Genomic DNA, 24,993 nt, shown 5'->3' on the forward strand with positions numbered 1-24,993 from the left:
CAACGGGGACCCCAAAGAGGCCATAAGCAAGCCGCCTCGGCCTTTACCGATGGGGCAACCACCGTGTACGGGCGCTTAGGATCAACACTTCCCCATCCCCGTATGGGCGCCTTTGGACTTCTTGCGCCACCTGCGCATGCGCCAAAAGGGCGGCCTCCAACGCCTCCGGCGCATCCGTAGAAAACCCCTGGACAGGAAAAGCCGGGCCCTACTCCCTCCTTCCGGGTGCCTAGGGTTGGGAAAGTACCCCATCAGCTTGGACCGGGGCACAAGAAAACCCATGTCCGCCCCCGGCCCTCCCTACCACCTGAGCTTCTCCCGCAAAAACCCCTCCAGCTCGTCCACGTGAAGCCGGATCTGCTCCATGGTGTCCCGGTCCCGCACGGTGACCGTGTCCTTGAGCCTTGTGGTCCCGTCCTTGCTCTGCCCGATGGTGTCGTAGTCCACGGTGATGGCGAAAGGGGTGCCCACCTCGTCGTGGCGGCGGTAGGCCTTGCCGATGTTGCCGGTGTCCTCGTAGAGGATGCGCCCCAGGCCCAGAGCCTGCAAGCGGGCCTTCAGGCGCTTGGCGTACTCGGTGATCTCCGGGCGGTTCCTGACCAGGGGAATGACCGCCACCTTGATGGGGGCAAGCTGGGGCTTAAGTTTCAGCACGATGCGCTCTTCCCCACTTTCAAGCTCCTCCCGGGTGAAGGCCTCAGCGAGGAGGGCCAGGACCCCCCGGTCCACCCCGGCGGAGGGCTCGATCACGTAGGGGACAAACCACTTGCCGGTTTCGGGGTCCCGGTAAGCCAGGCGGGCGGTGGAGTGCTCGTTTTTAAGCACCCGGGCGGTGATGGAAAGCTCCTCCTGGTCCTTGGTGTGGCTTCCCAGGTCAAAGTCCGTGCGGTTGGCGATCCCCTCCAGCTCCTCGAGGCCATGAGGAAAGCGGTAGAGGATGTCCACCGTGGCCTTGGCGTAGTGGGCCAACTCCTCGGGGGGCTGCTCGTAGGGCACCAGGTTCTCCCGGCTCAAGCCCATCTCCTGCCACCACCGAAGCCTTTCCTCCACCCAGTAGCGGTGCCAGTGCTCGTCCTCCCCCGGGCGGACGAAGTACTCGATCTCCATCTGCTCAAACTCCCGCACCCGGAAGATGAAGTTCCTGGGGGTGATCTCGTTGCGGAAGGCCTTGCCGATCTGGGCGATGCCGAAGGGAAGCTTCCGGCTCGTGCTGTCCAGGACGTTCTTGAAGTTGACGAAGATGCCCTGGGCGGTCTCCGGGCGCAGGTATGCCAGGGAAGCTTCATCCTCCACCGGGCCCACGTAGGTCTTGAACATCATGTTGAAGTACCGGGGTGGGGTCCAGTCCCCGGGTTCGGAGGTAGCGGGGTCCAACACCCCGGCTGCGGTCATGGCCCCCCCAGCCCTCTCCGGGGCCTGCATCATGGCCTGGACCAGGGCGTGAAGGTTCCCCTCCTCCACCTCCATGGCCCGGTAGAGCCTCTGGAGCACCCCTTCCGGCTGCTCCTTGAGGAGGTGGTCCAAGCGGTAGCGCTTCTTGCTGATGCGGTTATCCACCATGGGATCGGCGAAGGTGGCCTCGTGGCCGGAATAGTACAGGACCAAGCGGTGGGTGAGGACGCTGGCATCCAACCCCTCGATGTCGTCCCGCTCGTAGACATTCCTTCGCCACCAGGCCTGCTTCAGGTTGTTCTTGAGCTCCACCCCCAAAGGACCGTAGTCGTAGGTCCCCTGGAGGCCCCCGTAGATCTCGGAGCCCTGAAAGATAAACCCCCTGCGTTTGCAAAGCGCCACCAGTTCGTCAAGGCTGCTCGCCGGCATCGTCCCTCCCGAAAGGGGGCTTGGCCCCCGGTTAGAGGGCATCTTACCGGATGCCGGACCCTTTTTGCTCCTGGCAGCCCCGGCCAAGGTAATCCCAGGCGCAAACCCCCGCCGTGGCCTCCTTTAGGCTAGAATGTGGGAAGAGGGGAGCATGAACAGGTACGACGATCGCGCCAGGCTGGTTTTCCACTACGCAAGGGAGGAGGGGAGCCGCTTAGGCCACTCCATGATCGGCCCAGAGCACCTCCTCCTGGGCCTGATGCGCGAGGGGGGTACAGCGGCCCGCATCCTCCAGGAGTACGGGGCAAGCCTCGAGGCCATGCGCCGCATGGTGGAGGAGCTGGTGGGCCGCGGCGAGGGAAGCCGCACCGGGGAACCCCCTGCCATTACGCCCAGGGCTAGGCGGGTCATGGAGCTGGCCAGCGCCGAGGCCCGCAACACGGGAGCCTCGGTGATCGGCACCGAGCATATCCTCCTGGGCATCATCCGGGAAGGTGACGGGATCGCTTACCGCATCCTCTCCCACTTCGCCAAGGATGTGGACGCCATCCGCTGGCGGGTGCTGTCCATGGCGGAGGGGCGGGAGCGGGAAAAGCCGGTGAACACCCCCTTCCTGGATGAGTACGGCCGCGACCTCACCAAGGAGGCCCGGGAAGGGAAGCTGGACCCGGTGATCGGCCGGCAGGAGGAGATCAACCGGGTGATCCAGATCCTGGCCCGGCGCACCAAGAACAACCCCGTCCTCATCGGCGATCCCGGGGTGGGCAAGACCGCCATCGTGGAAGGGCTGGCCCAGGCCATCGTGGAGGGCCGGGTGCCCCCCATCCTGCGGGGGGCCCGGGTGGTGGCCATCGACCTGGCCGGGGTAGTGGCGGGCACCAAGTACCGGGGGGAGTTTGAGGAACGCCTCCGCCAGATCATTGAGGAGCTCAAAAACGCCAAGGTGATCGCCTTCATCGACGAGCTCCACACCCTGATCGGGGCCGGGGGAGCCGAGGGCACCCTGGACGCCGCCAACATCCTGAAGCCTGCCCTGGCCCGGGGGGAGATCCAGGTGATCGGGGCCACCACCACCGGGGAGTACCACCGCTACATTGAAAAGGACGCGGCTCTGGAGCGGCGCTTCCAGCCGGTGATCGTCCTGGAGCCCTCCCCGGAGGAAACCCTGGAAATCCTAAAAGGCCTCCGTCCCCGCTACGAGGCCCACCACGGGGTCATCATCCCCGATGAGATCCTGGAGCTTGCGGTCAAGATCGGGATCCGTTCCCTTCCCGGGCGCAACTTCCCCGACAAGGCCATTGACCTAATTGACGAGGCGGCGAGCCGTGTCCGCCTGAACGCCTCCTTAGGCCTGCCCGTGGCCGAGGAGGAGGACGGTACCCCCATGGTGACCCGGGAGGACATCGAGGCGGTGGTGGACTCCTGGGGTGGGGTCTACGTGGACGACAAGGACGACGAGAAGCTCATGCGCCTCGAGGAGGAGCTTAGAAAGCGGGTGGTGGGCCAGGAGGAGGCCATCCGCGCCCTGGCGAGCGCCCTCCGCCGGGCCCGGGTGGGTCTGGGAGGCCGGACCCGGGTGGCGGCCAGCTTCCTCTTCGTGGGGCAAAGCGGGGTGGGCAAGACCCAGCTGGCCAAGGCCCTGGCCGAGGTGCTCTTCGGCTCGGAGCGGGCCCTCATCCGCTTTGACATGTCCGAGTTCCAGGAGCCCCACTCCATCTCCAAGCTGATCGGGGCCCCTCCGGGCTACGTGGGCTACGAGCAGGGGGGTCGGCTCACGGAGGCGGTGCGCCGCCAGCCCTTCAGCGTGGTGCTTCTGGACGAGATCGAGAAGGCCCACCCCGACGTGTACAACACCTTCCTGCAGGTCCTGGACGAGGGCCGCCTCACGGACGGCATGGGGCGGACCGTGGACTTCCGCCGGGTCATCCTCATCATGACCTCCAACACCGGCTACAACGTGGGCCCGGCCATCGGCTTCACCTCCAAGGAGGTGGACACCGAGTCCCCCCTCAAGGCCCTCTTCACCCCCGAGTTCCTGGACCGGCTGGACGAGGTGATCCGCTTCCGCCCCCTCACCGAGGAGGAGCTGGTGCAGGTGGCCCGGATGATGCTGGAAGATATCCAGAAAGAGCTGCGGTCCCGGGACATCGCGGTGCGCTTCGCCCCCGAGGTGGCCCGGTTCGTGGTGGAGCAGGCCCCCAAGACGGGGAGCGCCAGGGCCATCCGGAGCATCATCCGGGAACGCATCGAAGATCCCCTCTCCCTGGCCCTCCTCAAAAAGCCCACCGGCCACCTCTACGTGAACGTGGAGGACGGCCACCTAGCCTTCCACGAGGTGGAGGGCGAGGAGCTTTTGGTCTAGATGCCCCCTGCAACCCTTAGGCCCTGCCTCCTCCTGAGGGGGCCAGTTTTTCTTGGGCCCCTCGAGGCCTGAACCCATGGCCAAAACCTCCTACACCTGCGTGGAATGCGGTTACCGCACCCCCAAGCCCCTGGGGCGGTGCCCGGCCTGCGGTGCCTGGGAGAGCTTCCAGGAGGTAGCCCCCTCCCCCCGTGCCCCATCCCGCCAAGCCCACCTGGAAGCCCCCTCGCCGATTTCCCTCTCCCAGGTGAACGAGGTCGAGGAGAAGCGCTTCTCCTCGGGCCTCTCCGAGATGGACCGGGTCTTGGGCGGGGGGTTTGTGCCGGGGGAGGTGGTCCTCCTTGGGGGCGAACCGGGGGTGGGCAAGAGCACCCTCCTTCTGGAGCTGGCCAAGCACCTCACCAGGAAGGTCTACTACCTGGCCGGAGAGGAATCCCCGGCCCAGATCAAGCTGAGGGCGAGGAGGCTTGGGGTAAAAGAGCTCCTTCTCCTAAGGGAAACCCGCCTGGAACCCCTTCTTTCCCTCCTGGAGCGGGACCCCCCTGAGGCGCTTTTCGTGGATTCCATACAGACGATTGAGGCGGGGGGAAGCCCAGGCAGCCTGGTGGCGGTGCGGGAGGCCACCCATGCCTTCGTGCGCCTGGCCAAGGAGGAGGGCATCACCACCCTTTTGGTGGGCCACGTGACCAAGGAGGGGGTGGTGGCCGGGCCCAAGAGCATAGAGCATGCGGTGGACGCCACCCTCTACCTGGAAAGCGCCGGGGTCTACCGGGTCTTGCGAAGCGCCAAGAACCGCTTCGGCCCCGTGGGGGAGCTCGGGGTCTTCCGCATGGAGGAAAAGGGCCTGGTGGAGGTGGAAAATCCCTCAGAGGCCTTCCTTCTGGAAAGGCCCCTGGGGGTGCCGGGAAGCGCCATCGCCCTAGCCCTGGCCGGGGAGAGGGCCTTGGCCCTCGAGGTCCAGGCCCTGGCCGCCAAAACCCCCTTCCCCGCCCCCCGCCGGGTGGTACAGGGCCTAGACGCCAGGCGGGTGGACATGGTCTTGGCGGTCCTGGAAAGGCGGCTAAGCCTCCCCTTGGGCAGCCTGGACATCTACGTGAACCTGGCTGGGGGCCTGAGGGTGCTGGACCCGGGCCTGGACCTGGCCGTGGCCTTGGCGGTGTATTCTGCGGTGGTGGGCAAGGCCTTACCCCCGGACCTGGCGGTGGTGGGGGAGGTGGGGCTTCTGGGCGAGGTGCGGAGCGTCATGGGATTGGAAAGGCGGCTCAGGGAAGGGGAGCGGGCGGGGTTTTCCCGCTTTGTACATCCGGGGAACACCCGGTCCTTGGGGAAAGCGGTGGAGCAGTACCTGGGATGAGCCCCCGCCTCCTTCTCCACCTCCTTTTCGCCTTCCTGGGCTACCAGCTGGCGGCAACCCTGGAGGGCCTGGGTCTCCTTCCCCGCTCGGCCGGCCTCCTTTCCCTCAACCGCCTCTATCTGACCCTGGCAGGTTTCCTGGCAGGGGTTCTCCTGGCCCCCAGACTGGAAGGTTTCTGGGAGAAGCGGCTTGGGCGCCTCAGGGAGCTTCCCCCGGAAGTGCCGGTGGCCCTGACCCTGGGGGCCACCCTGGGGCTTCTCTTTACCGTGCTCCTCACCAGCCTCCTTTCCCAGATCCCAGGGTTTTCCCCTTACCATAGCCTCCTTCTGGCCCTCTTCCTGGTGGGCCTCTTCAGCTACCTGGCCCTGGGGTACAAGGACTATTTGCGCCTTCCCCCAAAACCCCCCCGCCCCATCGGGGGCAAGGTGTTGGATACCAGCGTCCTGGTGGACGGGCGCGTGGCCGAGGTGGCGGCCACGGGCTTCCTGGAAGGCCCGCTGTACGTACCCCATTTCGCGCTGAAGGAGCTCCAGCATTTCGCCGACAGCCCCGATCCCCTCAAGCGGGCCAAGGGGAGGCGGGGGCTGGAAACCCTGGAAAGGCTTAAGGAGGTAGCCCGCCTCGAGGTCCTGGAGGACATCCCCAAGGGGGAAAGCGTGGACGAGAAGCTCCTCTTCCTGGCCCGAGACCTGGGGGCCGCCCTGGTGAGCAACGACCTGGCCCTGTTGCAGATGGCCAGGATCTACGGGGTCAAGGCCCTTTCCGTCCAAGCCCTGGCCCAGGCCCTTCGCCCCCAGCTCAAGGTGGGGGACACCCTGAAGCTCCTCATCCTGAAGGAAGGCAAGGAGCCCCACCAGGGGGTGGGCTACCTGGAGGACGGCTCCATGGTGGTGGTGGATGGGGGGATCCGCTACCGGGGCCAGGAGGTGGAGGTGGTTATCACCCAGGCCATCCAGACCCAGGTGGGCCGCCTCTTCTTCGCCCAACCTGTCGCCGAAGCGCAAAGCTAATGGCCGAAAGCCCGGTAGCTTATAATGCCTAACGGCCTTGGCCGGCCAAGGAGGTGGAAAGCTTGAACCTGCACGAGTATCAAGCCAAGGAGATCCTGGCCCGTTATGGGGTACCGGTGCCGCCCGGCAAGGTGGCCTACACCCCCGACGAGGCCAAAAGGATCGCGGAGGAGCTGGGCAAGCGGGTGGTGATCAAGGCCCAGGTGCACGTGGGCGGGAGAGGCAAGGCCGGGGGCGTGAAGCTGGCGGACACCCCGGCCGAAGCCTACGAGAAGGCCCAGGCCATCCTGGGGATGAACATCAAGGGCCTCACGGTGAAGAAGGTCCTGGTGGCCGAGGCGGTGGACATCGCCAAGGAATACTACGCCGGCCTCATCCTGGACCGCGCCCAAAAACGGGTGGTCCTCATGCTCTCCAAGGAGGGGGGGGTGGACATCGAGGAGGTGGCGGCGGAGCGCCCCGAGGCCATCCACAAGTTCTGGATCGACCCCCACAAGGGCTTTCGGGCTTTTGAGGCCCGGGAGATGGTGAAACAAGCGGGCCTCGAGGGCAACCTCAACAAGATTGCCCAGGTGCTGGTGGCCCTCTACCGGGCCTACGAGGGGGTGGACGCCTCCATCGCCGAGATCAACCCCCTGGTGGTCACCACGGACGGCCAGATCGTGGCCGCCGACGCCAAAATCGTCTTGGACGACAACGCCCTCTTCCGCCACCCGGATCTGGCGGAACTCAGGGAGATCGAGGCCGAGCACCCCTTGGAGGTGGAGGCCAGCAACTACGGCTTCGCCTACGTGAAGCTTCAGGGGAGCATCGGCATCATCGGCAACGGGGCGGGGCTCGTCATGTACACCCTGGACCTGGTGAACCGGGTGGGGGGGAAGCCCGCCAACTTCCTGGACATCGGGGGCGGAGCCAAGGCGGACGTGGTCTACAACGCCCTCAAGGTGGTCCTCAAGGACCCGGATGTCAAAGGCGTCTTCCTCAACATCTTCGGGGGCATCACCCGGGCGGACGAGGTGGCCAAGGGGGTGATCCGGGCCCTGGAGGAGGGCCTCCTCACCAAGCCCGTGGTCATGCGGGTGGCGGGCACCGCCGAGGAGGAGGCCAAAAGGCTTCTTGAGGGCAAGCCCATCTACATGTACCCCACGTCCATTGAAGCGGCCAAGGCCATCGTGGCCATGGTGGGAGGTGCGGCGTGATCCTGGTGAACCGCGAAACCCGCGTCCTGGTCCAGGGCATCACCGGGCGGGAGGGGCAGTTCCACACCCAGCAGATGCTGGAGTACGGCACCAAGGTGGTGGCCGGCGTGACCCCGGGCAAAGGGGGCAGCGAGGTCCTGGGTCTTCCCGTGTACGACACGGTAAAGGAAGCCGTAGCCCACCACGCCATCGACGCTTCCATCATCTTCGTACCGGCGCCTGCCGCGGCGGATGCGGCCCTCGAGGCGGCCCATGCCGGCATTCCCCTCATCGTCCTCATCACCGAGGGCATCCCCACCCTGGACATGGTGCGGGCGGTGGAGGAGATCAAGGCCCTGGGAAGCCGCCTCATCGGGGGCAACTGCCCGGGCATCATCAGCGCCGAGGAGAGCAAGATCGGCATCATGCCCGGCCACGTGTTTAAGCGGGGGAAGGTGGGGCTCATAAGCCGCTCCGGCACCCTCACCTACGAGGCCGCCGCCGCCCTTTCCCAGGCGGGGATCGGCACCACCACCACGGTGGGCATTGGAGGCGATCCGGTGATCGGCACCACCTTCAAGGACCTCCTCCCCCTTTTCAACGAGGACCCCGAGACCGAGGCCGTGGTCCTCATCGGGGAGATCGGCGGCTCCGACGAGGAGGAAGCGGCAGCCTGGATCAAGGCGAACATGAAAAAGCCGGTGGTGGGCTTCATCGGCGGCCGCAGCGCCCCCAAGGGCAAGCGCATGGGACACGCCGGGGCCATCATCATGGGGAACGTGGGCACCCCGGAATCCAAGCTGAAGGCCTTCGCCGAGGCAGGCATCCCCGTGGCCGACACCATCGACGAGATTGTGGAGCTGGTGAAAAAGGCCTTGGGCTAAAAGTCCTTAAGCCTCCCACCCTGGCCAAGCCAGGGTGGGGTGTTTTTACACCCTGCCCGTGGCCTCGGCCATCCAGCGAAGCCGTTCCCCGTGCTCGGGAAGGAGCTGGCCGGGCCTAAGCCGCCAAGCCCAGTTGCCCGAGGGGCGCCCGGGGTAGTTCATCCGGGCCTCGCTTCCCAACGCCAACACGTCCTGCACGGGGTAGACGGCCAGCTTGGCCACCGACTTCATCCCCAGGTGCATGAGGGCCCAGGGTACCTCCTCCTCCCCATGGAAACCGATCCCCCACTCCCCCAGGTAACGCTCCAAGAAGGCCCTTTCGTGGGGGGTAGCGGTGCGGTACCAGCCTAAGGTGGTGTCGTTGTCATGGGTACCGGTATAGACCACCACCCGGCCATGGGAGGGGTAGTTGTGGGGCAGGAAGGGGTTTTCCATCCCCCCGTCAAAGGCGAACTGCAAGACCTTCATCCCGGGCAGGCCAAACCGGTCCCTCAGGGCCTCCACCTCCGGGGTGATGACCCCCAGGTCCTCCGCCAGGATGGGCACCTTCCCGAAGACCTCCCGGATGCGTTCAAAAAGCCTCTCCCCTGGAGCCTTCACCCAGCGCCCCTCCACCGCCGTAGGGCAGGAGGCGGGGATCTCCCAGTAGGCCTCGAAGCCCCGGAAGTGGTCGATGCGCACCAGGTGGAAAAGTTCCAAGGCCTTCCTTAAGCGCTCAATCCAGAAGGAGAACCCCTCCTTTTCCAGCACCTCCCAGCGGTACAGGGGATTCCCCCAGCGCTGCCCCGTCTCCGAAAAGTAATCCGGCGGCACCCCCGCCACCACCGTGGGCCTTCCCTCCTCATCCAGGTGGAACCACTCGGGATGGGCCCAGACCTCCGCCGAGTCCTCGGCCACGAAGATGGGCATATCGCCGATCAAGGAGAGGCCCAGGGCCTCCGCCTCCTCCCTCAGGGCCTCCCACTGCCGGAAGAAAAGCCACTGGGTCCAGGCGTGGAAGGCCACCTCTGGGGAGAGGGCCAAAGACGCTTCCCTTAAAGCCCTTTCCTCCCTCAGGCGTAGGGGCATGGGCCAGCGGTTCCAGGGAAGGCCCCCGTGGTGGGCCTTCAAGGCCATAAAGAGGGCATAGTCATCCAACCAGCTCCTTTCCCGGTCCCAAAAGGCCTGGAAGGCCTCCTTTTCCTCCCGGCCGGCCCGCTCCTGGAAACCCCGGAAGGCTTCCCTAAGCGCCGGCCACCTCCAGGCGTAGAGCCAGCCGTAATCCACCCGGCCCTCGGGAAAACCGGGGTCCTCGAGGCGAAGATACCCCGCCTCCGCCAAGGGGCAGAGGTCGATGAGGTAGGGGTTCCCGGCAAAGGCGCTGAAGGCCTGGTAGGGGGAGTCCCCATAACCTGTAGGGCCCAAGGGGAGAACCTGCCAGTACCTTCCCCCCGCCTCCTTGAGGAAGCGAAGGAAGGCGCGGGCCTCTTCCCCTAAGACACCCACCCCGTAGGGCCCGGGAAGGCTGGTGGGGTGGAGGAGCAGGCCGTAGGTGCGTGGCAGTTCCATGCCCCGAGTTTACCCCAGGTTTGGAAACCCTTCCAGGGGCCGACAGAGCCTAAGCGCTTTGGGTCCACCAGGAAGTCGGGCAAGCCGAGGCCTAGCCCACCTTGTTCCCCTTCTCGTCGTAGGTGTAAAACCCTCGGCCCGTCTTGCGGCCCAAAAGCCCCGCCTGCACCATGCGGCGGAGAAGGGGGGAGGGCCGGTACTTATCGTCGCCAAAGCCCCGGTGCAACACCTCCATGATGGCCAAGCAGGTGTCCAGGCCGATGAGGTCGGCAAGCTCCAAGGGCCCCATGGGGTGGTTCATCCCCAGGCGCATGACCCCGTCGATGGCCTCCTTGGTGGCCACCCCCTCCCGTAAGGCCTCTATGGCCTCGTTGATCATGGGCATGAGGAGGCGGTTAGAGACGAAGCCGGGGTAGTCTTGGACCTCGAGGGGGGTCTTCCCCATCCGCTTCGCCACCTCCACCACCACGTCCCGGGTTTCCTCCGAGGTAAGCTCGCCCCGGATCACCTCCACCAGCCCCATGAGGGGCACGGGGTTGAAGAAGTGCATGCCAATGAAGCGGTCGGGCCTTCCCGAGTAGCGGGCCAAGGCGGTGATGGGAATGGAAGAGGTGTTGCTGGCCAGAATCGCCTCAGGCTTCACCAGGCTTCCCAGGCGCTCGAAGAGGCGGCGCTTTTCCCCTTCGTCCTCCACGATGGCCTCCACCACCAGGTCGGCCTCCGCCAGGTCCCCCAAGACCACGGTGGTGCGGATCCGCCCCAAGGTGGCCTCGAGGTCCTGCGGGGCAATCCGCCCCTTCTCCAGAAACTTGCTTAGGGACCGCTGGATGGCCTTTAGGCCCCTTTCCAGGAAGCCCTCGGCCACGTCCACCAGCACCACCTCAAACCCCGCCTGGGCCGCCACCTGGGCGATGCCGCTACCCATCTGCCCTGCGCCCACCACACCGATCCTTTTGACCTCCATACCGCACCTCTCGGGCTATTTTACGCCCCTCAGGTTCACCAAAAGGACGCCCGCTAGGGCCAAGGCCCCGCCCAGGAGGGAAAGCGGGGAGGGTACCTCACCCAGCCACCCGTAGGCGACGAGGATGGCCAGGACCGGGGAAAGGTACAAGAAGCTGGAAAGGCGGGAAGCCGGGGTGCGGGAAAGGGCATAGGTCCAGGTGAGGTAGGCCAAAGCACCGGGGAAAATCCCCAAATAGAGGGTGCTGAGAAGGGACGGGCGAGGGGCGGCGAGAAGGGCCTCCCCCAGGCCGGGAAAGAAGACGAACAGGGGAAGCGTACCCAACACCAGGGTGTAGACCGTCATCTCCCGGCTGCTGTAACGGGCAAAAAGAGGCTTCTGCCAGACGAAGTACAAGGAGGTGGAAAGGGCGGAAAGCAGGATCAAAAAAGCCCCCGGGCTCAAGGACACTCCGCCTCCCTCCCCGAAGGCGATCAATAAGGAGCCCAAAAAGGCCAGGGCAAACCCCAGAATCCCTACGGGCCTAAGCCGTTCCCCCAGGAAGAAGAAGGAGAGGAGTGCGGTAAACACCGGCCCAGTAGCGATGAGAAGGCTCGCGGCCCCTGCGCTCACCGTGAGCTCCCCGTAGGCCAGGGCCGTGTGGTAAACGGTGATGCCCAAAAACCCCAGGAGAAGAAGCCGGGGAAGGTCCTCCTTCCTGGGTGGGCGAAGGCCGCGAAGGCGGGCATAAAGGAGAAGCAGGGCGCTGGCCACCAGGAAGCGCAGGAGGACCAGGTGGCCTGGGCTTAGGCCCTGGAGCCCCGCCCGGATGCCGGCAAAGGCGCTGGCCCAGAAGAGGATGGTGAGGAGGGCGGCTGCCAGGGCCTTAGGTTCCATAAGGACCCACCAGATAGTAGAGGCCCTGGTGCAAAAAACCCCTCTCCAAAAGGGCGTTCACCTCCTTAGCCCCCACCTTGCTCACCCGCTCCTTGACCGCGGAAAGGGAAAGGTAGCGCCCCGTGTAAAGGTATTCCATCCCCAGGTGGAAAAGCCTCCCCATGGGGGTTTCCCCAGCGAAGACTAGGCCTGTGGCCAAGGGGGTTCTGGCCTTTGCCACCTCCTCCTCCCCCACGCCCTCGAGGGCGATCCGGCCGAGCTCCTCTTGAAGGACGGCCAGCACCGCCTCCTTGTTCGTCGGGTCCGCCTGCACGTAGGCGTGGAAGAAACCTGCCCGGTCGGCCTCCTCGTGGCCAAAGGAGGCCGCCTCGGCAAGGCCCGTATCCACCAGGGCGAAGTGGAGCCGCCCCGAGCCCTCTTCTCCCAGCAGATGGGCCAGCACCTGGGCAGCAAAGCGTTCCTCCTCCTGGTAGCTTACCCCGGGGAAAAGGCCCACCAAATAGAGGGCCCGGGCCTTCTCGTAGGGGTGCTCCTCTACCCCCTGGGAAGGGCTTAAGGGTGGGTAGGTCCTCCCCGCCTCCCCCAGAGGCCAATCCTCCGTAAGCCGTTCCGCCTCGGCCACCAGGGCCTCAAAATCCACCTTCCCCGTAGCGGCTAAAACCATGTTCCCCGGCAGGTAACGCCTCCCGTGGTAGGCGGCCATGGCCTCCCGCGTGAGAGCGGTGATGCTCTCCACCGTGCCCAGGACGCTATTCCCCAGAGGGTGTCCCTGGAAGAAGCGGGCCCGGGCCCAGTCATAGGCCATAAAGCCTGGGCGGTCTTGGTAGCGGGCGATCTCCTCCAGGATCACCTTCTTCTCGGTGTCAAAGTCCTCCTGGCGCAAAGCGGGGCGCATGAGCCTGGAAAAGAGTTCCAGAAGGGGAAAGGCGAACTCCGGCAACACGGCCCCGTAGAAGACCGTGGCCTCCTCGGAGGTGAAGGCGTTGTACTGGGCCCCCAAGCGGTCAAAGGCCAGGTTCACCGAAAGGGCATCCATCCCCTCGGGGCCCTTGAAGACCATGTGCTCCAGGAAATGGCTCACCCCGCTCTCCTCAGGGGCCTCGTCCCGGGCCCCGGTCCTTACGAAATACCCCAAGGCCACGCTGCGGGCCCCAGGAACCACCTCAGCGATGACCCTCAGGCCATTTTTCAGCTCAGCCTCACGAAACATCGTCCACCTCACCCAGAAGCCCCACCCAGGGGTTGCGGTAGGGATGCGCCCGCAAGAAGGCGTTCACCGCCTCGAGGCCCGTACCCTCTATGGCCTCCTCGATCTCGGAAAGGGGCCGGATTCGCCCCAGCATGAAGAGGTCCCGCACCATGGAGGCGGCCCGGCTACGGATGGACTCGTCCGCCATCACCAAGGCGGTCTTCAGGCCCACCTTGGCCCGGGAAAGCTCCTCCTCCGTGACGCCCTCCGCCAGGTGCTCCATCTCGGCCAGCATGACCCTTAGGGTTTCCCGGGCCCTCTCCTTGGTGGTGCCCCCGTAGGCCATGAGGAGGCCCTGGCCCTTAACCCCAGCGGGGAAGGCGCTCACCGCATAGACCAGGCCCCGTTTCTCCCGCACCTCGGTGAAAAGGCGGCTGCTCATACCTCCCGAAAGCACCTCCAAGGCCAGCCTGGCCGCGTAAAACCGGGGGTCCTCCGGCCCCACGTCGGGGTAGGCCAGGCCGATCTGCACCTGGGCCGTGGGTCGCTTGAGGGTAAAGGAATGGGGCTCCGAAAGAAGGGGGGTTGGGTAGGAGGCCTCCTCCCCCTCCCAGGCCAAAAGGGGCTCCACCGCCCCAAGAAGCCTCTCCCAGGAAACCCCTCCCGCCACCGCCAGGATGGCCCCCTTAGGGGTGTAGCGGCGTCGATAGTCCTCCCGCACCGCCTCGGGGGTAGCCCGCTTCAAGCTTTCCTCCTCCCCCAAGGGGTCCCGGCCGTGGGGGGAGAGGAAGACCCTTTTCCGGAGCTCGGAAAAAAGCTTCCTGGCGGGCTGGTCCTCCTGGGAAAGAAGGGCCTGCAGGGCCACGCTTCTCACCGCTTCAAAGCCCTCCTCGGGAAGCCGGGGATTCAGGAGAAGAAGGGCATAGAGCCGGAAGACCTCCTCCAGCACCTCCGGCAAAAAGGCGGCAGCAAAGAGGGTGTACTCCAGCCCCGCCCCGCTTTGCCGCCTAACCCCCAAGGCGTCCAAGGCCTGGGCCAGGCCCCGGGCATCCAGCTCCCCAGCCCCCTTCCACAGCCAGCCCTCTATGAGGGTACTGTCCCCCAGAAGCCCCTCGGGCTCGTTCACCGCCCCGGCGGGCACCAGCAGCTGGAAGGCCACCCCGGGGTAGTCCCGCTCCTCGAGGGCCAGAACAAGCCCATTCGGTAGTCGCTCCACGCGGCTCACAGGCCTAAGGGTATCATGGAGGGCGTGAGGGAAGGGGAACTGCGGGAAAGGCTTTTCAGGCCCATCCTGCGGGAGCTGAAGGATGGCGCCAGGGACCAGGTGGTGGTGGGGGGCCTGGAAACCCTCATCCAGAACCTGGCCAAACCCTTCCCCCATCTCCAGAGGCTTTTCCAAGGGTACGGGGGAAAGACCCCGGAGGAGCGAAAGGAGATCCTGATGGAGGCCATCCGCTTTCTCAAAGACGGCCTGGCGGCCCCGTCCCCTAAGGGAGGCGCGGCCGCCACCCCGTCCCCACCCCCCCGGCTTGCCCCCCAGGACCCCGCCCACCTCCTGGCTCCCCCGCAAAGCCGGAGGAAGCTTACGGAGCTTTCCCTCCACACGGTGCGGGATGTCCTCCATTACTACCCCCGCCGTTACGAGGACCGCAGGACCCTCCCCGGGGTGCGCTTCCTGGAGGACGGCCAGAAGGCCACCCTCTCCGTGAGGGTCCTGGCCAAGGAGCTGGTGAAAACCCCCAAGAAGGGGATGCAGCTGGTGCAGGTGCGGACCCAGGATGCCTGGGGCTTCCGCATCACCCTGGTCTGGTTTAACCAGACCTGGGTCCTTTCCCAGATCCAGGAGGGGGAAACCCTCATCGTCACGGGCAGGGTCCAGCGGCGCAACGGGGTGCAGATTTACGTGGAGCACTTTGAGAACGAGGGCACCGAGTCCCTCTCCACCGGGCGCATCGTCCCCATCTACCCCGCCAAAGAGGGGGTGGGACAGGCCTTTTTGCGCCGTACCGTCCACCGGGCCCTGGAGATGGCCCTCCCCCTCCCCGACCCCTTGGAACCGTACCGGGAGGAGCACCGCCTTCTTCCCTACTCCGAGGCCCTTCGCCAGATCCACTTCCCCGAGGACGAGGAGGCTCTGAGGAAGGCCCTTCTCCGCCTTAAGTTTGACGAGTACGTGCTCTTAGAGCTAAAGGCCCTCTTGGACGCCGGGGGGCTGGTCCTGGGCCGAAGCTTCAAGGTGGAGGAGACCTGGACGGAAACCTTCAAGAAAACCTTTCCCTTTCCCCTGACCCAGGCCCAGGAAAGGGTCATGGCGGAGATCGCCCAGGACATGCAGAGCCCCAGGCAGATGGCCCGCCTCCTCCAGGGGGACGTGGGCTCGGGTAAAACCGTGGTGGCCGCCTACGCCCTCTACCTCGCCGCCCTGAACGGCGCCCAGGGAGCCCTTATGGCCCCCACGGAGATCCTGGCCAAGCAGCACTACCAGAACCTCACCCGCTACCTCTTCCCCCTAGGGGTGCGGGTGGAGCTCCTTCTGGGCTCCATGACCCCCAGGGAGCGGGAGGAGGCTATCGAGAGGCTTCTTTCCGGGGAGGCCCAGGTGGCGGTGGGCACCCACGCCCTCATCCAAGAGGGGGTAGGGTTCAAGGACCTGGGCCTGGCGGTGGTGGACGAGGAGCACCGCTTCGGCGTGTTGCAGCGGCGGGCCCTCCTGAGGCTGGCCACGGTCCCCCCCGATGTTCTGGTGATGTCCGCCACCCCCATCCCCCGCTCCCTGGCCCTGACCCTGTACGGGGACCTCGAGGTCAGCATCCTGGACGAGATGCCCCCGGGGAGGAAGCCCATCAAAACCAAGGTCCTCCCCCACCGCCTCCGCCTCCAGGCCTACGCCTTCGCCCGGGAGGAGGTGAGAAAGGGGCACCAGGTCTTCGTGGTGGCCCCGGCCATCGAGGAATCCGAGGAGCTGGACCTGAAGGCGGCCACCGCCCTCTACGAGGAGCTAAAGGGCCTGCTCCCCGAGGTGCGCATGGCCCTTCTCCACGGCAGGATGCCCGCACGGGAGAAGGATAGCGTCATGGAGGCCTTCCGAAAGGGGGAGTTCGACCTCCTGGTGTCCACCACCGTGGTGGAGGTGGGGGTGGATATCCCAAGGGCCAGCCTCATCATCGTGGAAAACGCTGAGCGCTTCGGCCTGGCCCAGCTCCACCAGCTTAGGGGCCGGGTGGGAAGAGGAGGGCTTGAAGGCTACGCCATCCTCATCTCTGGGGAAGCCAGCCAGAAAACCCTAAAGCGCCTTAAGGTCCTGGAGGAATCGGGAGACGGCTTCTACATCGCGGAGATGGACCTGAAGCTAAGGGGCCCCGGGGAACTCAGGGGCACCCGGCAGTCCGGCTACCCGGAGCTGAAGCTCGGGGACCTCTCCCAGGACACCGAGGTCATCGAGCAAGCCCGGGCCCTGGCCAAGCGCATCCTGGAGATGGACCCCGACCTCTCCTTGCCCCAGCACCAGGCCCTTAAGGAGGAGCTCCGGGCCCAGGCGGAGCGCATCGGCTTCCGGGAGGTTATCTAGAAGGATGCTTGAGGAGGGACACGGCCTTTTAGAAACGGCCCAGGGGAGGTGGGAAGCACCGGGATGAGGGCCCTGCCCCATCCCCATATTCCGGCCTTCGCCTCCGAGGGAGGGGTTCTGCGGGCCGAAGGCCTGCGAAGCTACCTTCTCGAGCTGCGGGAGGCCTACACCGCCTACGCCCCGGTACCCCCCGTGACCCTTTACGTGCTCTCCGAGGGGGACTGGCGGGCCCTTGTCCCCTACCCCTATGGCCTGGCCTTCCAGCGAAGCGAGGGGGGAAGGCTTTCCCTCTTTGCCCCCCTCACCTACCCCGAAAGGCTCCTCCACCGTTTCCGGGAGGTCCTGCTTCCCCTGGGGCCTCCTCCCATGGAAATCCCCTCCTTCTTGGACCTGAACCTGGGCCACGAGTACGCCCACGCCCTGCAGGTAGCCTGGCGCCTGAGGACGGGGGTAAGGTGGCTGGACGAGTTCTTCGCCAACTACCTTTTCCTCCTGGGCCTGGCCTTGGCCAGGCCGGACCTGGCGGAATCCCTCCTGGCCTTTAGCCAATACCTGAGCCGCCTGGAACCGGAAAGGCGAAGCCTTTCCGCCTACGAGAGGAGGCGGGGAGACCTGAAAAGCGCCCTCTGGTTCCAGGCCCAGTTCACGCTGAAGTCCCGGGAAATCCTGGAAAGGAAGGGGGACGGCCTCCTCCTGGCCTTCCTCGAGACCGCCCCCCTGGACCGGAAAAAGGGGCACGCGATCCTGCTGGAGCAAGATCCGGAGCTTAAGGCATGGTTCGCCGCCTTCGGCCTCAGGGGCGCACCCTAGGCGCGGCCTTCCCCTCCGCCAGGGCCCTAAGCCACTCCAGGAAGGTCACCTCCCCCACCTTCAAGGTGTAGAGCTCCGGCCGGGGCAGGATGCAGTGCTGGCCACCCGGGGCCAGGTAGAAGGTGTAGTTTTCCGCCTGGGCTGGTGCCAGGACTGCCCTCATGGCGCCCTCCGCCCACTCCCGGGCCGTGGCCTCCGAGGGAGCCCGCTCGCCCTTCATGAGCCCGTAGAAGAAGATCTGGGTGCCGTCCAAAAGGGTGGTGTACTGGGCGATTTGGGCCTTGGGGAAGGCCTTGGCCAGGGCCAGGTAGATCTCGGCCACCTGGGGGTTCGGGGACAAGCCGGGAAGCTCTGGCAGGCGTGGGTTCCACACGCCAAACCCCGGGAAGTCCGGGGTGCGCACCCCCACCCCGGCGTCCCCGCAGACGACCACCCGGGCGTTTTTGTAGGTGGAAAGCATCTTATCCGCCCAGAAGACCGCCCCATAGGCCCCGGCGGAGCAACCGGTCACAAAGACCCTTTCTGGGTCCGTGTGGTTACGGAAAACGTACTCCAGGGCCGCCAGGGCGTTCCTGGCCCCCTGGTGGTGGACCTTGAAGCCCCCGTAGTCCACCGTGGCCCGGCCCACGTGGAGATCCCCCGTGCAGTAGGGCACGAAGACATGGGTCCAGCCGTGGAAGGGGTTGGCCACGCTCAGGCGGTTGTAGATGCCCTGGGCCAGGAGAAGCTCCTGCACATCCACCCGCTTGCGGTAGGTCTGGCTCTGGGGACCACAGATGGCCGCGTCCCAGCAGGCCCCGCCCCCTTGGAAATCGATCACTACCTTCTTGGGATCCCCGAGGCTCACGTAGAACCGGTAGGGGGAACCATCGGAGCATACGCCACCCGGAACCTCCACGGCCCTCCAAACGGCCTCGAGGCCCTGGACCAGGGCCAAACCCAGGAGCAAAAGCAAGGCTAGAAACCGCCGCATTGTTCACCTCCGCCCGCAGTGTATAAGGAGTCTTAAACCAAGTCAAGAAAGGGCAGCCTTCCCGGCTGCCCAAGGGCAAAATCTACTCTAGAACACCGCCTTGCGCAGGATATCCGTCACGGAAACGATCCCGATCACCTCGCCCTGGATCACGGGAGCCCGGCGGATGCCGGTGTTGGCGAAAAGCCGGGCCACGTACTCCACGCCCAGGTCGGGGTTTACCGTGATCACCGGCTTGGTCATGATCTCGTGCACCTGCACGGTGGCGGGGTCCTTGCCGTAGGCGATCACCTTGTAGACGATGTCGGTTTCCGTGACGATGCCGTAGGCGTCCTCCTCGTGGCGACGGTCCACGATGAGGGCCCGGAGGCCAGTTTCCTTCATGAGGTTGATGGCCTCCTTCACCGTGGCCGAGCCCTGAATCTTTACCACCTCCGTGGACATGATGTCCTTGGCCTTTTTCACGGTGCACCTCCTTGCCCGGGAGGGCCAAGCTTACACTTTCCGGGCAACTTCACCATACCCCTTAGGGTATGGGGTTTGGTAGGGATAAAACTCCCTTTCCCTTATATGCAAAAAGGGGATTCCATAAACCCACCGGGGAGGTTCACGCCCACTCCACCCGGCTCCCCGAGGGGTGCTTCCGCACCACGAGCCTGGCCGGGAGCCGCACCGCCAAGGCCTCCACGTGGGTGACGATGCCCACCAGCCGCCCCCGGGTGGGAAGGGCCTCCAGCACCCCCGCCACCACCTCCAGGGTTTCCGGGTCCAGGGTGCCGAAGCCCTCGTCCAAAAACAAGGCCCCAAGCCGCCCCCGGGAAAGCTCCTCGGAAAGCGCCAGGGCCAAGGAGAGGCTTGCCAGGAAGCTTTCCCCCCCGGAAAGGGTCCTCACCGGGCGCACCGCCTCGGTCCAGAGGTCCAGGACCTGGTACTCGTCCTCCTTAGAACGGAGGCGGTAGCGCCCTGCGGAGAGGGTGGCCATGAGCTCATCCGCCCGCTCCACCAGGTTCCGCTGCCTGAGGCCCAGGAGGTAGGCGGGAAAGTTGTTCTGCTGGAGGTCAAAGGCCAGCTTCTCCCAGAGGTCCATCTCCCGCACCACCTCCGCCAGGCGGGCCGAAAGCTCCTGGCGGCGCTGTAGCCTTTCCCCCATCTCCTTAAGCCGCTCCTCCAAAACGGCCTTTTCTCCCATCCTGGCCTCGAGGCTCCCCTGCACCTCAGAAAGCCTTTCCTCTTCCCGCCGCAAGCGGGCCCCCACCTCCGCCAAAGGGGGAAGGGGACCGGGAAAGCGAGCCCTGGCCTCCCGCTCCACCTCCTCCAGGAGGGCCTCCACCTGGGCAAGCTCCTCCCGGTGGGCCCGGATCCTCTCCGCCAGGGCCTCCCGCTCCTTGGGGGGAAGGTAAAGGGCCCTGGCCTCCTCCTCGAGCATCAGGCCCACCACCCGGCCCTTGGCCTCCTCGAGGGCCTTTCGCTGCTCCTCCTCCTGGGCCAAAAGCCCCGCCAGGGTCCGGGAAGCCTCCTCCCAGGCCCGGGCGAGATCGCGGTCCTGTTTTTCCTTTTTCTCCAGCTCCTCCACCCTCCGAGAAAGCTTCCCGATGTACTCCGGCACCGGCCTGCCCCCCGTCCTCTCCCAAAGCAGGCGGTAAAGCCCGGCCGCCAGGGCCTCCTTCTCCCAGCGCAGGGAGGCCAGGGCTTCCCGGGTCTTTTCCCAGGCGATTTCCGCCTCCTCCTCCAGGCGGGAAAACCCCTGGTGCAAACGCTCCTTCTCCTCGGATAGCCGCTTCACTTCCTCCTCAAGGGCCCTGGCCTCCCCCTGTTTTTCCCGGTACTTTTCCCTAAGCTCCTGAAGCCTCGCCTGCGCTTCCTGAAGCTTCCCCTCCAGTTCCTTGGGATCCCCGGGGATGGGCTCCACGCCCAGGGCCTCCAGGGCCTCCCGCTTGGCCCTTTCCTCCTCCGCCACGGCCCCAAGCCGGGTCAGGACCTCCTGAAGGGCCTTCTCCCCTTCCTCCCGCCTCCTCCTCAGGTCCGAAACTCCCTGGTTGCCCTGGGAATGGGGAAAGACATGCACCACACCCCCGCACAAGGGGCAGGGCTCCCCCGGCTGCAAAAGGTCGCGGTAGGCAAGAAGCCCCAGGCGCCTTTCCTCCTTGGCCAGCTGGGCAAGCTCCGCCTCGAGGCGCTTTTTTTCCTCCTCCAAAAACTCCCGCCTCCTCCTTAGCTCCTCCAGCTCCTGCCGAAGCCGGTGGGCTTCCGCACCCTTAAGAGCTTTCTCCAAAGCCTCCACCTGGGCTCGGGCCTGCCCTCCCTCCTCCACCAAGGCCTTCAGGGCCTCCCTAACCCGGTTCAGGGCTTCCTCCTTCTCCCTTAGCCGCCCTTGCTCTTCCACCAGGCGGGATAGCTCCCGTTTCCTCTCCGCCAAAAGGGCTTCCTCCTGGAGGAGGGATTCCAGGGCCTCCGCGTAGGCCTCGGGAGCCAGGCCCAGCCTGGGAGCGGGGTGCTCCTTCACCCCCACCCGCCGCCAAAGGGCCTCGAGGGCCCTTAACCCCTCCGCCTGCAGAAGAGCCCTTTGCGCCTCCTTTAGGGCCTCGGGGTCAAAGGCCAGGGCCCGGCGATCCCCTTCCAGCTTGAAAAGCCGGGCGCGCACCCTTTGGAGCTCCTGCGCTGTGGCCGCCAGGGCCTCCTCCTTCCTTCTCAAGTCCTGCCACAAAGGCAGGGCGGCCTCCGCCTCCAACGCCTTCTTGAGCCTTTCCTCCACCTCCGCCATGCGGGAAGCCTCAGCCTTAAGGCGGCCCAGGCGGCCTTCCAGCTCCCCTTTGCGAAGGAGAAGCGCCTGAAGGCCTTTGAGCTCCAAAACCGCCTCCTCCAGGCGCCTTTTCTCGTTCTGAAGGCGGGCGATCTCCCGGGTTAGGTCCGCCAGGGCCCTTTCCAAGTCCTCCTTAGCCTCGAGGCTCACCCCGAGAAGCCCCGCAAGCTCCCCCTCTAGCCGGCCCTTCTCCTCCATCAGGGCCGCCTTGCGGGAAGCCGCCTTTTCCCTGGCCCTTTCCAACCGGGTAAGCTCAAAGAGATCCAGGAGAATCCTGCGCCTCTCCTTGGCCTCCCCCTTAAGGAAGCGGTCAAACTCCCCCTGGGGAAGGAGGAGGGCCCGGGTAAAGGCCTCGTAGGTGAGGCCCAAAAGCTCCTCCAAGGCACGGTTCAAGGCGTCCAGGGTCTCCAAGGGTAAAAGCCGCTCCCCCACCGGGGCTAGCTCAAAGAGCCGCCCTTCGCTCCGCTTCCCCCGCACCCGCTCCACCCTGTAGACCCTTCCCCCCACCTGGAAGGTGAGGCGGACCCGGGCCTCGCTGGCACCCGGGTGGACCAAACTCCCCACGTTCCGCCCCACCCGGGGCACCACCCCATAGAGGGCAAAGGCCATGGCGTCCAGGAGCGTGCTCTTCCCGCTCCCCGTGGGCCCGGTGATAGCGAAAAGCTCCACATCGGAGAAGTCCACTCCCTGCCGCTCCCGGTAGGGGCCAAACCCCTCAAGCTCCAGGCGCAAGGGCCTCAAGCTCCACCTCCTTGAGCACCTGGTTAAACCGCTCCAGAAGCCCTTCCTCCTCCCGCCCCCGTTCCTTCAGGTAGCGGTCGTAGGCCTCCACCAAACCCAGCTCCGGGGCCAAGGTCCCATTCCCCCCATCCTCAAGCCCTCCTGCGGTTTCCACCGCCAGGAGATGGGGAAGCCCTTGGAAGAGCCTCTCCTTCACCGCCGGGGAAAGCCGGCCCTCCACCACCACCCTGAGGTACCCGGGAAAGCGCTCCAGCTCGGGAAGCCTGCCGTCCAGCTCCTCGGGCTTCAGGCGGAGGGTTTTAAGGGGTTTCCCCCAGCGCTCCCTTATAGGGTGGACCCGGACGGGCCCTCTTTCGGGCACCTCCACCAGCAAAGCCCCCCGCTCCGCCTCCTCCCCCTCCCCAAAGTCCAGCTGGACCAGGCTTCCCGCATACCAGGCCACAGGGGCCTCGGAAACCTGCTGCTGGCGGTGGATGTGGCCCAGGGCCACATAGCGGGCCCCCAAGGGCAGGGCGGAAGGGGGCACCGCGTAGCTTCCCGTGAGGTGGAAGACGAATTCCCCCGCCCCTGGCCGAACCCCCTCCAGGGCAAAGTGCCCCAGCATAAGGGGGCTTTCCAGGTTGGCGAGGATCCGCCGCATGGCCTCCGCATAGGTGCGGTGGCGCTCCTCGGCCTCCTGCAGAACCTTTTTCACCAGGATGCGCTCGGATACAAAGGGGAGAAGGGCCGCCCTGAGCCCCCCCACCTCCACCACCCCTCCTTCCTCCCGGAAAAGGGGCCTTCCCCGCACCGCCGCCCCCGCCAGGGCGAAGAGGGGGGCAAGGGCCTCGAGGCGCTCCTTGGGATCGTGGTTGCCCGCGATGACCAAGGCGGGAACCCCAAGCTCCCTAAGGCGTAGGAAAAACTCCACCGCCATGGCCTCGGCCTCGGCGGAAACCTGGGGGCGGTCGAAGAGATCCCCGGAAACCACCACCAGGTCCACCCCCTCCTTGGCCACCATCTCCAGAAGGGTTTTCAACGCCTCCCCGATCTCAGGGGTGCGGTCCACGCCCTTTAATACCTTGCCCAGATGCCAGTCCGCGGTGTGCAATAGGCGCACGGCTCCCATTATGCCAGCCCCCACCCTAATGGGCATGGCCATGGCCCTCGGGAGGCCCACCCCTTCCCCCCTGGAAGAACCAGGCCGCCATCAGGGTGGTGAGGGGCACCGCCAGAAGAAGTCCCAAGGAACCCAGCACCATGGAGGCGATCTCTGCGGCGAAGGGTTCGGTGTTCAGGAGGAAGCGCAAGGGGGTGGGATCCCGGGTGAGGAGAAGAAAAAGGGGCAAGGAGCCTGCGGCGTAGGCCAAGACCAGGGTGTTCACCAGGCTGCCGATGTGGTCGTACCCCACCTCCATCCCCCTCCGGTAGAGCTCCCCAAGGCCAAAGCGGGGGTTGGCGTGGGCCAGAGCCTGGACCACCGCCGCCTGGGTCACGCTCACGTCGGTCAAGGCCCCCAGGGTACCCACCACCACCCCCGCCAGGAAGAGGGAAACCAGGTCTACCCCGCCCCACTGCCGGAGGAGAAGGGCCTCCTCCGAGGCCAGGCCCGTAAACCCCATGCTTCGGGTGAAGAAGAGGGCCAGGAGGAGGACAAAGGCCACCGAAGCCAGGGTACCCAGGAGGGCCGCCGTGGTCTTGCGGTTCACCCCGTGGACCAGGTAGATGGTGAAGAGGAGCACCCCAAGGCTTCCCAGAAAGGCGTAGAGGAGTGGGTTTCCCCCCACCGCCACCCTGGGCACCACCCAGTAGACCACCACCAAAAGGCTCAGGAAGGTGCCCAAAAGCCCCCTAACCCCCTTCCCCCGGCCCAGAAGGGCAGCCAGGGAGGCGAAAAGGCCCAAAAGGCCAAAAAGCCAGGGGATACGGTCGGGCTCGGTAATATAGGTCCTGCCGCCCTCCTGGTAGAGGACCACCCGCTGGCCCACCCGGTAGTGGCCTCCATCCACGGGCAGAAGGGCCTCCAGCCTCCCGCCTTCCACCTCCACTAGGGCCACGCCCCGTTGGGCCTCGAGGGCCAGGACCCGCCCCACCAGGTACCTCCCCTCCCCTTGGGCCAGGGCGGGGAGGAGGAGGAACCCCAAAAGCATCCAAAGGCGCATACCGCCACTCTACCTGGCCACGATGAAAACTTCTTCTCAACTTGCTATCCTAGGGTCATGGAGCGCTCCACCCGGCAGCGGCGGGCCATCCGGGAGGTCTTCCTGGAAGTGGGCCGTCCCCTCTCCCCCCAGGAGGTGCTGGAGCTGGCCAAGCGGAAGGTACCCTCCCTGGGCCTGGCCACGGTGTACCGGACCCTCAAGGGCTTGGTGGAGGAGGGCTTCCTCACCCCGGTGGCCCTCCCTGGAGAGCCCCCCCGCTACGAACCCGCAGGCCGGGCGCACCACCACCACTTCCTCTGCCGCCTTTGCGGCCGGGTCTACGAGCTTCTGGGCTGTGACCTGGCCCTCACGCACCTGCCCCCCGGCTTCCAAGCCGAGGGGCACGAGGTTACGGTCTTTGGCCGCTGCCCAGAATGCGCTTAAGTACCCCGTCGTGGCCCAAGCTACGACGGGGTACTTAGGAAACCCTCCTTCCGAGGCCGGAGCGGGTAGTCCCCTTCCTCAACGGAGGTTTCGGTAATCCCTGAAGTAGAAAGTGCCGCTTTGAGCCTGTTCGTACCCACCAGGGTGGGCGAAGAAGGTAGGGTCGATGTAGGCCGTACCCGTACCCCTGTCCTTCACGAAAGCACCCCAGTTGTGAATGACACCCCCAGCACCCCCCTGGCCCACCGAGGTATCCCCCAGGAGCACCTCGTTGCGGTTCTCCAAAACCCCCGCCAGGTTCGGGCTACTGCAGCCAAACGCGATTTGGCTCCCCTCCAGCCGCACCGTCCC

20 protein-coding genes and 1 pseudogene are annotated in these 24,993 nt (G+C 65.8%); 9 read left to right on the plus strand and 12 right to left on the minus strand.

All coding sequences use genetic code 11. The annotated features are described in order from the left end of the window. Nucleotides 1–300 precede the first annotated feature (300 nt). A complete protein-coding gene (locus C2847_RS01110; RefSeq protein ID WP_105316648.1) occupies nt 301–1,821 on the minus strand; it encodes a glycine--tRNA ligase in 1,521 nt (506 codons plus the stop codon). Between the two features lie 151 nt (nt 1,822–1,972). On the opposite strand from C2847_RS01110, the gene C2847_RS01115 reads away from it, so the two are divergent. The 5 genes from C2847_RS01115 (at nt 1,973) to sucD (ending at nt 8,609) form a co-directional block, all read left to right on the plus strand. After that, complete coding sequence (locus C2847_RS01115; protein WP_105316649.1) at nt 1,973–4,183, plus strand: ATP-dependent Clp protease ATP-binding subunit; 2,211 nt, start codon at nt 1,973–1,975, stop codon at nt 4,181–4,183. Nucleotides 4,184–4,259: 76 nt separating this feature from the next. Next, nucleotides 4,260–5,537, plus strand: a complete 1,278-nt coding sequence (gene radA / locus C2847_RS01120) for a DNA repair protein RadA (protein ID WP_105316650.1) — start codon at nt 4,260–4,262, stop codon at nt 5,535–5,537. Further along, nucleotides 5,534–6,547, plus strand: coding sequence for a PIN/TRAM domain-containing protein (locus C2847_RS01125; protein ID WP_105316651.1), 1,014 nt, complete (start codon nt 5,534–5,536; stop codon nt 6,545–6,547). The genes radA and C2847_RS01125 overlap by 4 nt, the downstream gene beginning before the upstream one ends. A gap of 62 nt (nt 6,548–6,609) precedes the next feature. Beyond that, on the plus strand, nt 6,610–7,746 hold the full coding sequence (gene sucC, locus C2847_RS01130; protein ID WP_105316668.1) for an ADP-forming succinate--CoA ligase subunit beta: 1,137 nt from the start codon (nt 6,610–6,612) through the stop codon (nt 7,744–7,746). Further along, entirely contained in the window at nt 7,743–8,609 is an 867-nt protein-coding gene (gene sucD, locus C2847_RS01135) for a succinate--CoA ligase subunit alpha (RefSeq protein ID WP_105316652.1), read from the plus strand. The genes sucC and sucD overlap by 4 nt, the downstream gene beginning before the upstream one ends. Nucleotides 8,610–8,654: 45 nt before the next feature. Here sucD and malQ read toward each other — a convergent pair whose 3' ends face one another. The 3 genes from malQ to C2847_RS01150 form a co-directional block, all read right to left on the minus strand. After that, nucleotides 8,655–10,157, minus strand: a complete 1,503-nt coding sequence (gene malQ, locus C2847_RS01140) for a 4-alpha-glucanotransferase (RefSeq protein WP_105316653.1) — start codon at nt 10,155–10,157, stop codon at nt 8,655–8,657. Between the two features lie 91 nt (nt 10,158–10,248). After that, nucleotides 10,249–11,121, minus strand: a complete 873-nt coding sequence (locus tag C2847_RS01145) for a 3-hydroxybutyryl-CoA dehydrogenase (protein ID WP_105316654.1) — start codon at nt 11,119–11,121, stop codon at nt 10,249–10,251. A gap of 15 nt (nt 11,122–11,136) precedes the next feature. After that, the gene (locus tag C2847_RS01150; protein ID WP_105316655.1) at nt 11,137–11,997 is read right to left on the minus strand and encodes a DMT family transporter; all 861 of its coding nucleotides are present in this window, start codon (nt 11,995–11,997) and stop codon (nt 11,137–11,139) included. Between C2847_RS01150 and C2847_RS12965 the strand changes: the two genes are divergently transcribed. Then, nucleotides 11,960–12,184, plus strand: a complete 225-nt coding sequence (locus C2847_RS12965; RefSeq protein ID WP_425275070.1) for a hypothetical protein — start codon at nt 11,960–11,962, stop codon at nt 12,182–12,184. The genes C2847_RS01150 and C2847_RS12965 overlap by 38 nt on opposite strands. A 27-nt stretch (nt 12,185–12,211) precedes the next feature. Here C2847_RS12965 and C2847_RS01155 read toward each other — a convergent pair. Both C2847_RS01155 and C2847_RS01160 read right to left on the minus strand, forming a co-directional pair. Continuing rightward, a pseudogene (locus tag C2847_RS01155) lies at nt 12,212–13,207 on the minus strand (M16 family metallopeptidase); the annotation flags it as partial. Continuing rightward, entirely contained in the window at nt 13,197–14,411 is a 1,215-nt protein-coding gene (locus tag C2847_RS01160) for a M16 family metallopeptidase (RefSeq protein WP_105316657.1), read from the minus strand. The gene C2847_RS01160 and the pseudogene C2847_RS01155, both read right to left, overlap by 11 nt. A 15-nt stretch (nt 14,412–14,426) precedes the next feature. Between C2847_RS01160 and recG the strand changes: the two genes are divergently transcribed. Continuing rightward, nucleotides 14,427–16,754, plus strand: a complete 2,328-nt coding sequence (recG, locus tag C2847_RS01165; RefSeq protein WP_105316658.1) for an ATP-dependent DNA helicase RecG — start codon at nt 14,427–14,429, stop codon at nt 16,752–16,754. Between the two features lie 63 nt (nt 16,755–16,817). After that, nucleotides 16,818–17,564 carry a hypothetical protein gene (locus C2847_RS01170; protein WP_105316669.1) on the plus strand — a complete coding sequence of 249 codons (747 nt, stop codon included), beginning with the start codon at nt 16,818–16,820 and terminating at the stop codon, nt 17,562–17,564. On the opposite strand, the gene C2847_RS01175 is transcribed toward C2847_RS01170, so the two are convergent. From C2847_RS01175 to C2847_RS01195, 5 genes are all read right to left on the minus strand, one after another. After that, complete coding sequence (locus C2847_RS01175) at nt 17,548–18,537, minus strand: pectin acetylesterase-family hydrolase (RefSeq protein ID WP_105316659.1); 990 nt, start codon at nt 18,535–18,537, stop codon at nt 17,548–17,550. The two genes, C2847_RS01170 and C2847_RS01175, sit on opposite strands and share 17 nt — an antisense overlap. A gap of 87 nt (nt 18,538–18,624) precedes the next feature. Beyond that, entirely contained in the window at nt 18,625–19,002 is a 378-nt protein-coding gene (locus C2847_RS01180) for a CBS domain-containing protein (RefSeq protein ID WP_105316660.1), read from the minus strand. Nucleotides 19,003–19,144: 142 nt separating this feature from the next. Next, nucleotides 19,145–22,078: an AAA family ATPase gene (locus tag C2847_RS01185; protein WP_105316661.1), complete on the minus strand. Its 2,934-nt coding sequence runs from the start codon at nt 22,076–22,078 to the stop codon at nt 19,145–19,147. Then, nucleotides 22,053–23,177 (minus strand): metallophosphoesterase family protein, encoded by a 1,125-nt coding sequence (locus C2847_RS01190; protein ID WP_105316670.1) that lies wholly within the window; start codon nt 23,175–23,177, stop codon nt 22,053–22,055. The genes C2847_RS01185 and C2847_RS01190 overlap by 26 nt, the downstream gene beginning before the upstream one ends. A 25-nt stretch (nt 23,178–23,202) precedes the next feature. Continuing rightward, the gene (locus C2847_RS01195; RefSeq protein ID WP_105316662.1) at nt 23,203–24,219 is read right to left on the minus strand and encodes a YibE/F family protein; all 1,017 of its coding nucleotides are present in this window, start codon (nt 24,217–24,219) and stop codon (nt 23,203–23,205) included. 57 nt (nt 24,220–24,276) lie between these two features. Between C2847_RS01195 and C2847_RS01200 the strand changes: the two genes are divergently transcribed. Beyond that, nucleotides 24,277–24,642: a zinc uptake transcriptional regulator gene (locus C2847_RS01200; protein ID WP_105316663.1), complete on the plus strand. Its 366-nt coding sequence runs from the start codon at nt 24,277–24,279 to the stop codon at nt 24,640–24,642. 78 nt (nt 24,643–24,720) lie between these two features. Here the strand turns inward: C2847_RS01200 and C2847_RS12230 are convergent. Next, nucleotides 24,721–24,993 (minus strand): hypothetical protein (locus tag C2847_RS12230; RefSeq protein WP_164835596.1); only part of this gene is annotated, 273 nt, incomplete at its 5' end.

Origin of the sequence: Thermus tenuipuniceus (assembly GCF_002964845.1) — a bacterium.
GTDB lineage: Bacteria > Deinococcota > Deinococci > Deinococcales > Thermaceae > Thermus > Thermus tenuipuniceus.

What these genes read in the sequence shown, in the direction of transcription:
- C2847_RS01110 (WP_105316648.1), bottom strand. Translation starts at nt 1,821, where the DNA reads ATGCCGGCGAGCAGCCTTGACGAACTGGTGGCGCTTTGCAAACGCAGG.
- C2847_RS01115 (WP_105316649.1), top strand. Translation starts at nt 1,973, where the DNA reads ATGAACAGGTACGACGATCGCGCCAGGCTGGTTTTCCACTACGCAAGG.
- radA (WP_105316650.1), top strand. Translation starts at nt 4,260, where the DNA reads ATGGCCAAAACCTCCTACACCTGCGTGGAATGCGGTTACCGCACCCCC.
- C2847_RS01125 (WP_105316651.1), top strand. Translation starts at nt 5,534, where the DNA reads ATGAGCCCCCGCCTCCTTCTCCACCTCCTTTTCGCCTTCCTGGGCTAC.
- malQ (WP_105316653.1), bottom strand. Translation starts at nt 10,157, where the DNA reads ATGGAACTGCCACGCACCTACGGCCTGCTCCTCCACCCCACCAGCCTT.
- C2847_RS01145 (WP_105316654.1), bottom strand. Translation starts at nt 11,121, where the DNA reads ATGGAGGTCAAAAGGATCGGTGTGGTGGGCGCAGGGCAGATGGGTAGC.
- C2847_RS12965 (WP_425275070.1), top strand. Translation starts at nt 11,960, where the DNA reads ATGGTGAGGAGGGCGGCTGCCAGGGCCTTAGGTTCCATAAGGACCCAC.
- C2847_RS01150 (WP_105316655.1), bottom strand. Translation starts at nt 11,997, where the DNA reads ATGGAACCTAAGGCCCTGGCAGCCGCCCTCCTCACCATCCTCTTCTGG.
- recG (WP_105316658.1), top strand. Translation starts at nt 14,427, where the DNA reads ATGGAGGGCGTGAGGGAAGGGGAACTGCGGGAAAGGCTTTTCAGGCCC.
- C2847_RS01170 (WP_105316669.1), top strand. Translation starts at nt 16,818, where the DNA reads ATGAGGGCCCTGCCCCATCCCCATATTCCGGCCTTCGCCTCCGAGGGA.
- C2847_RS01175 (WP_105316659.1), bottom strand. Translation starts at nt 18,537, where the DNA reads ATGCGGCGGTTTCTAGCCTTGCTTTTGCTCCTGGGTTTGGCCCTGGTC.
- C2847_RS01195 (WP_105316662.1), bottom strand. Translation starts at nt 24,219, where the DNA reads ATGCGCCTTTGGATGCTTTTGGGGTTCCTCCTCCTCCCCGCCCTGGCC.
- C2847_RS01200 (WP_105316663.1), top strand. Translation starts at nt 24,277, where the DNA reads ATGGAGCGCTCCACCCGGCAGCGGCGGGCCATCCGGGAGGTCTTCCTG.